The organism is Flavobacterium sp. (genome assembly GCF_035760125.1).
Taxonomy (GTDB): domain Bacteria; phylum Bacteroidota; class Bacteroidia; order Flavobacteriales; family Flavobacteriaceae; genus Flavobacterium.
The window spans coordinates 1-11,658 of the sequence record NZ_DASTTN010000049.1; the positions used below are offsets into that span (position 1 = coordinate 1).

Here is an 11,658-nt window from a genome sequence, read left to right on the forward strand (position 1 = left end):
GCAGGAACTGGTCTATTATGTCACGATATTTTAGATTATCTTAAAAACAACAATCCTGAACTTTACGAAGTTTTGTCCTATTGTATTATCGAAAAAAGCCCTGGTATGCAAGAAAGAGAAAAAATGTTCTTGAAAGAAAAAGTAAATTGGTACAAATCTATTCGGGAAATTCCAGAGATTAATGGCTGTGTTTTATCAAATGAAGTAGTAGATAATTTCTCAGTGCATCAAGTAGTTATGGAAGATCAATTAATGGAAGTTTTTGTGGACTATTTAGATGGTTTTATTGAAATTTTAAAACCTGCAAATAAGGAACTCATTGATTATTTCAAAATGTTGAATGTAGAATTGCCAAAAAGATTCAGAACAGAAATAAATTTAGAAGCCCGATCTTGGATAGAAGAAATTGCCCAATCACTTAACAAAGGATATGTAATTACTATTGATTACGGTGATATTTCCTCAGAATTATATGAAAAATACAGAAGTTCCGGTACTCTTTTGTGTTATTACAAGCACCACAAAAATGACAATCCCTACCAATTCATAGGAGAGCAGGATATTACTGCCTACATAAATTTTTCGGCCTTAATAAATTGGGGAAATATAAATGGTCTCAATTGCTGTGGAATTACAAATCAAGCTTCTTTCCTATTGACTCTTGGACTTAAAGAATATCAAAACAAAAGATTAATGAATCTCAAAGAAAATGCGTCAAAGGCCATAGAAGAATCAAACATAAACTATAGGTTATTAATGGATATGGGGCTCAAATTTAAAGTATTAATTCAAGATAAAAATATTCCAAAATACCCACTTTCGGGTCTTAATAAAGCTTAGTTTATTCGTTCTCTTCCAAATTGTTATGATTGTCTCCGCCAATGCTGTAATGACTGTTTTCTTCATCTTCGTTCCCGGAACTTTCAAATTCATCATCAAACTCTGATCCTGGTATATCCAAGTCTCCACCTGACATATCTTCATCAAATTCCTTTTGATTAAGTTCACTGACCTTATTGATTTCAACCGGAACTTTCTTTTTTGAAATATCTTCCGGATCGATATCACTTTCTTTATGGAATTTTCTATAAATATCTTCTTCTGGAGGATACAAAAGAGAATCCGGCAATTTGTTTTTATCGTCCTTATTTGGTTCTAAGCCATTTGTTCCTAATTGTTTTTCTATCTCTTTCATCTTCTCATCATTTTATTGATTTTCAATATACTAATATACGCATTTTAACTAAATCTAGAAATCAATCAGTTCGTTTTTTTTTGCTGATGAATCATTTAATAAAATAGAAATAGCTAACTTTAAACTACTTTTTTGAGATAAAATAAAACTTTTACTATGGAAAAAGGCAATTTCATCAAAATTGAAGCTATCCAAATAGCCGAAATTTTTAATATAAAAAAAATAAGGGCTGAATTTGGTGTTGAACCCCACTCGAGTTCACCATCGGAAATTTTTTATACGCTGACAAATAAAAAACGGTATCTCTATATATTTGATTATGGTGTGGTCGTATTTGCAAATTTTACAGCACCCAAGAAAAATGAATTCATTGATTTTGTCAAAAATTATGCTTCTACAATTGTCGATTTGGAATTGCTTGAAGAATACCGAATAGAAATTGACGAAAACATCGCAAAAGTGATTATCAAAAATGATTATGTCACAGTGCCTTATGTGGATCCTTCTGTTTTGAAAATAGTAATGTTAAATATCGCCCAATCTGTTGCATTGGATTATTATGAGGCGCTGACAGATGATCTAATAACTTCTTCCAAAAAATACATACAGGAATTGGAACATCGCGGAAAACTGAGTATTTCAAAGAAAAACCTGCTCAAATACATCGGAAAAGTATTGAACGTCAAAAACAGTATTGTTGATAATCTCTATATTCTGGATGACCCCAATTTGGTTTGGGACAATGAAGAACTCCATCTATTAAATCGACACCTAAAAGCAAATTTTGATATCAATCCACGATTTAAGGATCTTGATTATAGATTGGATATCGTAGAAGATAATCTTAGACTTTTTACGGATGTTTTGAATGTTCGTGAAAGCTCGCGTTTGGAATGGATTGTTATCATATTAATCTTTCTTGAGATTATGATAGCATTACTTTTTCACTGATTATCTATCACTTTTTAACCAACCTGTAATACTCATTCTGATATTTTGGGTCACCAGAACTTCATGTACTAGTTCGTCACTTTTAAAAAAAACAGTTTTGCCTTGAGTTGGACTAATTCTTTGATTGTTATCCAATTGGTGAATGAGTAGTTCTCCCCCATCACTTTCTTGCCAATCACTGTTTAAATAACTGATCATAGAGTATTTTCGGCTCGGATTATTTTTAAACTGGTCAAGATGCTTTAGATAGAAATCTCCTGCTTCATATAATGAATAATGAAATTCATAACCCGTAATTCCAGCATAACAACTTTCGTTCAAATAAAGTATAAAAGCTTCTATTTGTGTAAAAAATTCATTTTCAAACGCATTATTGTTCTTTTTGTCAAGCCAATAGATAGAATCGCTTCGAATGGCTCCATCATATGCTAACTTCTCTGAATTACCTATACCTGCAGCTGCTAATTGACTATTTTTATTTAAAGTACGTAAATTCTGCTTTAAATTATTGGCCAAATCATTGCTTAAAAAATTTTCTGATATCCCTACTTTATTTTCTATATAAGTTGTAATCAAAGCTTCAAAACTATTCTCCATATCCATTTTGATGGACTTAAAAATAGTTCCAACGCGGCAAGGTAGACTAATTAAAATCAGTAATGACATATTTAAAATAAATAACACGTAAAATACTGATAATCAATTAATTTTTGTTAAATTTAATTCTTTTTTTTAACTAAAAACTTAAATAAACATGAAAAACTTTATTGCTACAGTATTGTTGATTGCGACAGTCATCACGTACGCCCAAAAAAAACCAAATGGTACTATTTATGTAGAGCATCCAGCTATTACTACGGTAGAAGACATGACCCAAGCATTTGTTAGTGGAGACACTGATAAAGTAGCCAGTTATTTAGCTGATGATTTTAAATATTATAGTGGAACATCTACCAATAAGGATGATAAAGGAATGGATAAAGCTGCTTATTTAAAGACGGTTAAAACATGGAAAGACAATATAGACTATCCAAGTATCAAAAGGTCCAAAGGCGCTTATCCTGATGCACTAGAATATAAAGATGCTGATCAAAAAGATTTAGTTTGGGTACAAACTTGGGAAGACGTAAAAGGAGTGCAGAAAGAAACAGGTGTTAAGATTGACAGACCAATTCATCGCTTATTTACTGTTGACAAAAACAATAAAATAAAAATGTTGATTAACTATTCAACCAGTACTGTAAATGATGAAATCAATCAAAGTTTTGCAGACAGAACAAATGGCCAAATCTACAATCATCATGAAAATATCAATTCTGTACGAAAAATGGTATATGCATTTGAAAACAAAGATTTCGATAAAGCTTATAAATATTATGATGATAAAGCTACTTTCATAGATATCAATAACCCCGACATTAATAAACAATACACCTTGGCAGAACAAAAGGAAAACGATAAAAAAATGTTTGAAATGTATGATCTAGTAAGCATTGATCAAGTGGGATATCCTGATTATTTGCATTATGAATTGGACGATGCCAGAGTTGTACAATCATGGTGGAAAATTAGATTAATCCGAAAATCAGATAAAAAAAGTATAGTCTTGCCTATGATGTTTATTGATACTTTTGATGATAAAGGAAAAATAACCAATGAAATAGCATATTACAGTCAAAAAATATTAGAAGTAAAATAATGAGACATTCAATAACTCAAATCTTAACCAAAAAAACACAAATTACACCAATTAGCAAGAATTAGTATCTTTTTTAAATGATACAAAGAATTTGTGCTAATTGGTGTAATTCATGTTAACTTTTACTCCCCTTATTCGTTATAATTTACTGATATAACTTCCAAAAACATCCTTGAATTGATAACCTTCTGATATACGGTCTTTACTTAGTTTTTTGTATTCAACCAATCCCCACAAAATGAACTCTTTCATAAAATAACGGTCTCGTTTTTCTAATTCAGGTTGGTACTTTTCTATTAATTTTTCGAGTGGAGCAATACTGTCCAAAATGGTTTTGTATTCCTCATCGGTACAATCATCCAATAACTCAAAACCGCTTTCGGTGAAAAACCAATCCAAAATGTCGGTATAAGGTGTTTTTTCTCCTTGTTTTTCCAATCGCTCAATTTTTGGAAAATAGGCTGGAAAAAAAGTATGGATAGCATCATTTATCAAGCGTTGTGCTACAATAGCCGCTCCCTCCTGTTCTCCTTCGTAAACCAATTCGACTTTACCCGTTATGGAAGGAATAATCCCCATAAAGTCGGACAAGCGTAAAATCGTTTTATCTATTCCGGATCGTAAAGCACGGCGTTCGGCAGTGCTTAATAAATTTTCATAAGCTGTAATGCTTAATCTGGCGCTTACACCACTTTTATTGTCAATAAATTCGCTTTCTCGAGCTTCAAAACTAATTTGTTCCAACAAATCTCTAGCCAAAGACGGAATATAAACCAAATCGCTTTGGGCTGAATCAAGCTTTGCTTCTTGCGTTGTAATCGTTCTGGCAATATTAATATCCTGAGGATAATGTGTCAAAATTTGTGAACCTATCCTGTCTTTCAATGGTGTTACAATACTTCCCCTATTTGTATAATCTTCGGGATTGGCGGTAAAGATAAACTGCATGTCGAGTGGCATTCTCAATTTGAAACCGCGAATCTGAATGTCACCTTCTTGCAAAATATTGAACAAGGCAACTTGGATTCGGGCTTGTAAATCGGGTAATTCGTTAATCACAAAGATACAACGGTTGGCACGCGGAATCATCCCAAAATGAATAACGCGGTCATCGGCATAGGATAATTTTAAATTGGCCGCTTTTATGGGGTCGACATCACCTATCAAATCAGCGACCGTCACATCTGGAGTGGCTAGTTTTTCGAAAAATCGATCGCTTCTGTGTAGCCATGAGATTGGAGTTTCGTCGCCTTTTATAGCAATAATGTCTTTGGCAAAGCGGGATAATGGATGAAAAGGATCATCGTTTATTTCGGAGTCTGTTACATACGGAATGTATTCATCCAATAGTTCCACCATTTTTCGGGCCAGTCTCGTTTTGGCCTGTCCGCGAAGTCCCAATAAATTGATATTATGACGCGATAAAATAGCTCGTTCCAATTCTGGTATTACAGTATTTTCAAAACCGTGAACTCCTTCAAAAGTAGGCTGTCCCGATCTGATTTTTGCTATCAAATTGTGACGTAATTCATCTTTGATACTCTTGCTTATATAGCCTGATTCCTTTAATTCTCCCAGTGTATTTATGTTTTCTATCTTCATATTTTTATTTGAGTTACTAAGATTCTTGGCTTGATTAATTTTGTTTGTTATATAATGGCAAAAAAGCAATATATTTCTCTTTAGCCCCGATTATAGTGGAAATCCTTTTGTGCCGGGGTTCGGCACAAAAGATTGAAACGGAAAGCGGGACGATGTTTCCAAAAAAGCATAATGTTTCTGCTCCAAAATAATAATTGAACTCTATTTTATTCGTTTCTTTCTATTGGTTTCATAATCTTCAAAAATCATTTCGCCCAAACCTTTCAATCCAGTGTAGAACGCTTTTCCCTGATTGGCTTCTGTAAACTTATTTACAAATTTTTGAAGATAAGGATCGTTTGCAATCATAAAAGTAGTTATAGGAATATGGAGTTTTCTGGCTTGTTGGGCTTGGGTATAGCATTTTTCAACTATGTAGTGATCGAGACCGTTGCTATTCATATAGTAAGATCCGTCTTTTTCCCTCACACAGCTTGGTTTCCCGTCGGTAATCATAAAAATTTGTTTGTTGGTATTTCGTTTTCTACGTAACAAATCCATTGCCAATTGCAAACCAGCAACGGTATTGGTATGAAATGGACCAACCTTCAAATATGGCAAATCTCGAATGGAAATTCTCCACGCATCGTCTCCGAAAACAAGAATATCAAGCGTGTCTTTTGGATAACGGGTAGTGATTAATTCAGCCAATGCCATTGCCACTTTCTTTGCGGGAGTTATGCGGTCTTCTCCATACAGAATCATACTGTGACTGATATCAATCATCAAAACGGTGCTCATTTGGGATTTATATCGGGTTTCTTCGACAACCAAATCATTTTCGGTGAGCATAAAATCAGCCACTCCATTATTGATTTGTGCGTTTTTCAAACTTTCGGTCAGCGAAATGCGTTCTAATGCATCTCCAAAATGAAATTCTCTGAATTCACCTGTGTGTTCATCACCATTACCAACATGTTTGGTTTTGTGGTTACCGCTCCCCGACTTTTTAATATTTCCAAAAATGTTATCTAAAGCCTGTTGACGAATGGCTCGCTCTGTTTTGGCTGTAATTCCCAAACCTGAAGTTCCGTCATCTTTGAGTTCTTCTCGCAAATATCCTTTTTTCTTCAAATCCTCAATAAAATCGTCGATTGTATAGGATGGCTCGGTCAGTTTGTATTCTTTGTCCAATTCGCGTAGCCAACTGATAGCTTCATCAAAATCTCCCGAAGTGTGTGTAATAAGCTCTTTGAAAATGGCAAAAAGCTTATCAAATGGAGATTGAAACGGAGCTTCGTAGCTTTTAAAATAGAATCCTTTTTTTAAAGTAGTGTTCATAATCATAAATTTAGATTATTTTTGAATGAACTCACTATAAACATTTTATAATTTTAAGTTAAAAGCCTTTAGACATAAAGCAATCTAAATTTACAATATTCACTAATTAATTTTATTCAAAAAAAAATCACAGCCTAAACTGTGATTCTGTATTTTGTTTAAATGTATAAACTTAATTAAAGTAAAACTTTAAAATAGCTAATCTACTTTTTTGAAAACCAATTTTTCACCTGATGGATTAGCAAGTATTAATCGTAAATTTTCAACTTTATAACTAGTAGTACTTTGCAATGTTTTAAGGAATTCATTTTCTTTATTATTAGAACTGCAAGCCATTCTTGTGGTTATCGTATTAGTAAATCGAAGCAATCCTCTTTCAAAGAAAATAGTTCCATTCATTCTGTTACAACCTGCAAACCCCATGAATTGATTGGTTGAACTGTTTATTTCAAGATTAGGCAACTCTTTAATAAAATCTGCCAAACTCACCTTTTGTCCATTTAATTCTTCTAAAACCCAAATATCATGCAAACGAGGATCTGTTATATAATTTCCGCAACCACTCAAGAATGTTGAGTTATTATTTTTCACGATTTCAATTCGTACAGAATAAGATGATTTTTCGCCAGACATTGTATTAACGCATTCCTGTTGCATAATCTGGATAATCATTGTGACAGCCTCAGTCGTAACGCGGTACATTTTTACATTGGCATCCATGGCGCGAAGAGGTTCTACGTGATTCCCTGTAAATGTTGCAAAGCCTGGTATCAAAGAAGTGAACTCAATGGTTTTCTCTGATATTTTCAAATTCCAATCGGGTTCGTTACCATTTCCTCTAAAATAAATACCTTTCTCCAAATTCTCTGTTTGCTGTTTGTAAGCAAAAGTAGGTTCTGTTTTCGTAGCCTCATTCGGCACTGTTACAGCGCTTTTGCAACCAATAATAAGTAAAACAATTGGCAATAATTGAATCCAATTTTTCATATTTTAGTTTTAAAATCTTAATTATTTAAACTTCCCATCCACATAAAACCAACTTCCATTTTCCTTTTTAAAAGTAGAAAATTCATGATGCACTTGATTTACATTATTACTATCAATAAAATATGCCATAAACTCCACTGTATTTTCGGTAGAAGCAATTATTTCAAGTTTTTGCCATTTATTGGTTGTAGCCCAATGCAAAATTTCTTCTCTAGAGTAATATTTCCTTTCGCTGCTATGTGTTGTTGCCAATAAATAGTCAGCCTGATGAGTTGCGTAAGCCGAATATCTCGATTTCATCAATACCAAAGCGGTTGACGCTTGTTGAGCTCCACTAATATAAAGATCACAGCACGATTCAAAAGATTCCTGAGAACCACAATAACATTTTTTGGAAGTCATAATTTATTTAAAAACATCAATACGATGGACTATATTTGCCCGTCAAGCAAAATTATTCTTTGCTGTAATTGATTCAATAATACTTGATATTTACTGATTTCTATAAGATCCTCATCCTCTTCGAGATGATCCAGCATTTCATCCAATTCCTCACTAACTTCAACCAATTTATTATTAGCTTCTCTTGCATTTTTACTGGCAATAAAATCAATTATTTCCTGAACGCCACTTTTTAATTCGCTAAATTTATTTTTGTCCATGATTATCCGATTTAATTATCCTCAGAAGACTTCCCTTCATTGAATTTTTTAGTGATTTGTTTTAGTTTTTCTTTACGATCCATTGCTGCTTTCTTGGCCTTGTCTTGCGCCTTGTGAAGTTTATCGTTGTGTTTCTTTATGTTTTTTTCGTTGTTTCGGCTCATTGTATTTCTCTTTTTATTTCTTCCAATGTTTTATTGGTAAAAATTAGTTCCTCAATAATTTCCTTGCGTAATTCATCAATATCATCATAATCAAAATACTTGGCCCAAGAAGTAAGTTCAAATAAATTCCGAATCTGCTTGATTCTTTTTGCAGTAAAAAAACTTGTTCTCAGTATGGCTTTTGAATCATATTTTGGACTGTTGCGGTGCTGGTAATTAACAGTTTTCTTCTCGTAATTGGCTTCCAAATAATACAATTCCTCTTCTGCATTATCCGGATAAAATTCATTCCAGGTCGCAAAACCTATTTTGAATTTGGATTCTGTTTCCGGTTCCATTGGCTCCAATCTCCATTTGCTATTAGCCAAACGGCCCCAATGATTGGACAGGCGATACATCCCTTCCTTGGTATAAAAATATTTGCTACCAGATTGACTGTCATATTGCACTGGCATTCCTTCAATTCGATCAGGTAACACTTCATGAAAAACACAAAATGTATTTTTGAATGATTTTGGGCTTGGTCGAAATACTTTTTCCATAAAACAAAGGTAACCACAAACAACAGTAACTACCAAATCAATTCCAAAAACAACTATTATGGGGTGCCACCATAAAGAAAAGCGACCAAATTTACGTAGTGGTGATTCGGTCCCTTTCCTTTATGCTGTCGGGCTATCCGCGCTACTTCGGTAGCTAGCTCTTATCCCTCACCCGCTCGCAATCCTATTTACGTATAAATAGTAACTATTCAATTCCCGAAAAAACATTTCAACCCCAATTCTCCCTTCAATTTCCGATTAATTAGCTAACTTTGTCCCAGAATTATTTTAAAACAAATAGATTATGACCAAAGCATCAGAAGAAAGAATGTTACAAAAAGGCGTTTTTACAGGGATAATGGAGCAAGATGAAAACAATAATTATTTTTGTGGAATTTACCTTTTGGACTTCAAAATGGCTCAGAAACACAATCTTGGTGATTGGATTACTATAAAAAGTGTAATTGAAAACCCAAGTGATATCAGTTATAATAAATACCCAAAAAAATCTAAAAACTTTGACAAGGCCAATATGAAGCCTGAACAATAGACTTTTAGCACATAAAAAATATTTTAAAAAATCAAAAAAGTACTTTTTTTGATTTTTTTTTTGCTCTAAACTAAAAAGTTAAAAAAAAGTGTACCTTTGCAAAAAATTGTCAATTTCCAGCCAAATACATTTGGTTTGATAGTAAAAGACAAGTAGTTACCTTATTTATGAAAAAAATAGTTGAATACCGCAAACTACTTAATGTAGAAAAAACAGTAGAGCTTAAAGAATTGAAAACCATTTATCGTAATGCGATGAAAGATGCACATCCTGATAAATTTCAAGGTGATGATGCTGGTTTAAAAGAAGCTGAAGAAAACAGTAAAAAAATTATTGAAGCTTACCACTTCTTGGTAAGTATCAACGCAGAGACAATCAAACAACTTTTACCTGAATATACTGAGACAACTTCAACAGCAACAATTACAGATTACAAATTTGTTGAAGGAAGATTGATTGTGAATTTCTCAAACGGAAGCGTTTATGAATACATCAGTGTTCCTAAAGCCACTTACGTTAAAATGGTAAACGCTGATTCTCCTGGAAGATTTGCAAAAAGACACATTTTTAATGCATTTCCTTGGAGAAAAACTATCAACCAAGAATAATTTTTCGATCATATCATATTCAAAAGCACTCTTAAACAGAGTGCTTTTTTTTTGCATCTACATAATAACTATTGTATCTACTATCAAACCAAATGTATTTGGCTGGGAATTGACAATTTTTTGCAACTCTACACTTTTAAGTCAAATTGTTCTCACAAAGAATAATAAATGCACAGCTTAAAAAAACATTCGGCACTATCAGGAATATCAATAATCACGGTAGGTTGTTAATTACTACACTTGATACCAAGCATATTAAATATCAAAATTGGATTTGTTAACATTTATTTAACAAGCTTTTTAATAAATTAGCCTACCCAAATAAAACTAACTTAACCGCAAAACCATGAATGATTATATTAATCGATATCATAGGCAATATAAAAATGCCCTCAAAACCTATGAAAAACTCGAAAAAATAAAGGCTGAAATTGATTTTAAATTAAAATCAAATCCTATTTGTTCGCATCTACACAAAGATTTAAGAACTGTGAATTTAGATATCAAGATAACATTAAATGAAATCGAACATATTGAATCACATATTCATCAATGCGAAACCTAAATTCTATAATTTAGAAACCTATTTAATTTATACAAACTCTATACGTTTCTAGAGCATGTATATTCAAACTATTATAAAATTATAAACATTGAATTTGCTGGTTTTTAAGAACTTTAAATACTAGAAAATTATAACATAAATTTAGGCACTAAAGTTATTGTTAATTTATAATTTTAAATACTTTTGTAACCTTAAAAACAATTAACTAATAAAAATGAAAAAAATTATTTTATTTCTTACTGCTACAGCATTACTTACTTCTTGTAGCAAAGACAAATACACTATCACAGGAACTGCTACTGGATTTGAAAACGGTAAAACAGTTATCCTAGAAACTCAAGATGAGAAAGGTATGGGATTAATTGCTGTTGATACAGTAAAAATAGAAAACGGTAAATTTGAAATCAAAGGAAAAGCTGTTGAACCATCTTTCCACACTTTACAAATTGAAGGTGCTCAAGGTAAAATTCCATTCATCTTAGAAAATGGAGATATTACTGTTGTTGTTAACAAAGATACAATTCAAAAGTCAAAAATTTCAGGGACTTACAACAATGATGAGTATGTGAAATTCAATGAAGAAATCACTAAGATTCAAAAACCTTTAATGGATTTCCAAACAGCTAACATGCAAAAAATGCAAATGGCGCAACAAACTAAAGATACTGCAACTATCAATGGTTTAATGAAAGAATATACTAAAATTCAAACTGAAATTGGTGCTACTTCAAAATCTAAATATGTAGATTATGCAAATACACACCCAAAATCTTTTATCAGTGTATTAATCATCCAAGGAATGAGCAATGACCC

At 32.5% G+C, this 11,658-nt stretch carries 16 protein-coding genes; 7 read left to right on the plus strand and 9 right to left on the minus strand.

What is annotated here, in order from left to right:
* Window positions 1–840: class I SAM-dependent methyltransferase (locus VFS71_RS02165; RefSeq protein ID WP_326399119.1), on the plus strand; the 840-nt coding region annotated here is incomplete at its 5' end.
* A 1-nt stretch (window position 841) separates the two neighbouring features.
* On the opposite strand, the gene VFS71_RS02170 is transcribed toward VFS71_RS02165, so the two are convergent.
* On the minus strand, window positions 842–1,195 hold the full coding sequence (locus tag VFS71_RS02170; protein WP_326399120.1) for a hypothetical protein: 354 nt from the start codon (window positions 1,193–1,195) through the stop codon (window positions 842–844).
* A 156-nt stretch (window positions 1,196–1,351) separates the two neighbouring features.
* On the opposite strand from VFS71_RS02170, the gene VFS71_RS02175 reads away from it, so the two are divergent.
* On the plus strand, window positions 1,352–2,146 hold the full coding sequence (locus tag VFS71_RS02175) for an RMD1 family protein (protein WP_326399121.1): 795 nt from the start codon (window positions 1,352–1,354) through the stop codon (window positions 2,144–2,146).
* On the opposite strand, the gene VFS71_RS02180 is transcribed toward VFS71_RS02175, so the two are convergent.
* Window positions 2,147–2,812, minus strand: a complete 666-nt coding sequence (locus VFS71_RS02180; RefSeq protein WP_326399122.1) for a 2OG-Fe(II) oxygenase — start codon at window positions 2,810–2,812, stop codon at window positions 2,147–2,149. It lies immediately after the preceding gene.
* Window positions 2,813–2,900: 88 nt separating this feature from the next.
* Between VFS71_RS02180 and VFS71_RS02185 the strand changes: the two genes are divergently transcribed.
* The gene (locus tag VFS71_RS02185) at window positions 2,901–3,845 is read left to right on the plus strand and encodes a nuclear transport factor 2 family protein (RefSeq protein WP_326399124.1); all 945 of its coding nucleotides are present in this window, start codon (window positions 2,901–2,903) and stop codon (window positions 3,843–3,845) included.
* Between the two features lie 138 nt (window positions 3,846–3,983).
* Here VFS71_RS02185 and VFS71_RS02190 read toward each other — a convergent pair whose 3' ends face one another.
* From VFS71_RS02190 to VFS71_RS02220, 7 genes are all read right to left on the minus strand, one after another.
* Complete coding sequence (locus VFS71_RS02190) at window positions 3,984–5,447, minus strand: AAA family ATPase (RefSeq protein ID WP_326399125.1); 1,464 nt, start codon at window positions 5,445–5,447, stop codon at window positions 3,984–3,986.
* Between the two features lie 201 nt (window positions 5,448–5,648).
* Complete coding sequence (locus tag VFS71_RS02195; RefSeq protein WP_326399126.1) at window positions 5,649–6,767, minus strand: vWA domain-containing protein; 1,119 nt, start codon at window positions 6,765–6,767, stop codon at window positions 5,649–5,651.
* Window positions 6,768–6,965: 198 nt separating this feature from the next.
* Complete coding sequence (locus tag VFS71_RS02200) at window positions 6,966–7,754, minus strand: META domain-containing protein (RefSeq protein WP_326399128.1); 789 nt, start codon at window positions 7,752–7,754, stop codon at window positions 6,966–6,968.
* Between the two features lie 21 nt (window positions 7,755–7,775).
* Complete coding sequence (locus VFS71_RS02205; RefSeq protein WP_326399129.1) at window positions 7,776–8,156, minus strand: YchJ family protein; 381 nt, start codon at window positions 8,154–8,156, stop codon at window positions 7,776–7,778.
* 29 nt (window positions 8,157–8,185) lie between these two features.
* On the minus strand, window positions 8,186–8,416 hold the full coding sequence (locus tag VFS71_RS02210) for a hypothetical protein (protein WP_326399130.1): 231 nt from the start codon (window positions 8,414–8,416) through the stop codon (window positions 8,186–8,188).
* A gap of 11 nt (window positions 8,417–8,427) precedes the next feature.
* Window positions 8,428–8,580, minus strand: a complete 153-nt coding sequence (locus tag VFS71_RS02215; RefSeq protein ID WP_326399132.1) for a hypothetical protein — start codon at window positions 8,578–8,580, stop codon at window positions 8,428–8,430.
* Window positions 8,577–9,122: a hypothetical protein gene (locus VFS71_RS02220; protein WP_326399134.1), complete on the minus strand. Its 546-nt coding sequence runs from the start codon at window positions 9,120–9,122 to the stop codon at window positions 8,577–8,579. Before VFS71_RS02220 ends, VFS71_RS02215 begins: the two co-directional genes overlap by 4 nt.
* A gap of 304 nt (window positions 9,123–9,426) precedes the next feature.
* On the opposite strand from VFS71_RS02220, the gene VFS71_RS02225 reads away from it, so the two are divergent.
* The 4 genes from VFS71_RS02225 to VFS71_RS02240 all read left to right on the plus strand — a co-directional run.
* On the plus strand, window positions 9,427–9,672 hold the full coding sequence (locus tag VFS71_RS02225; protein ID WP_077372080.1) for a hypothetical protein: 246 nt from the start codon (window positions 9,427–9,429) through the stop codon (window positions 9,670–9,672).
* 167 nt (window positions 9,673–9,839) lie between these two features.
* The gene (locus VFS71_RS02230; protein ID WP_326399135.1) at window positions 9,840–10,280 is read left to right on the plus strand and encodes a KTSC domain-containing protein; all 441 of its coding nucleotides are present in this window, start codon (window positions 9,840–9,842) and stop codon (window positions 10,278–10,280) included.
* A 346-nt stretch (window positions 10,281–10,626) separates the two neighbouring features.
* Complete coding sequence (locus tag VFS71_RS02235) at window positions 10,627–10,845, plus strand: hypothetical protein (RefSeq protein ID WP_326399136.1); 219 nt, start codon at window positions 10,627–10,629, stop codon at window positions 10,843–10,845.
* A gap of 214 nt (window positions 10,846–11,059) precedes the next feature.
* Window positions 11,060–11,658, plus strand: a 599-nt coding sequence (locus VFS71_RS02240) for a DUF4369 domain-containing protein (protein WP_326399137.1), incomplete at its 3' end; no start/stop codon positions are given.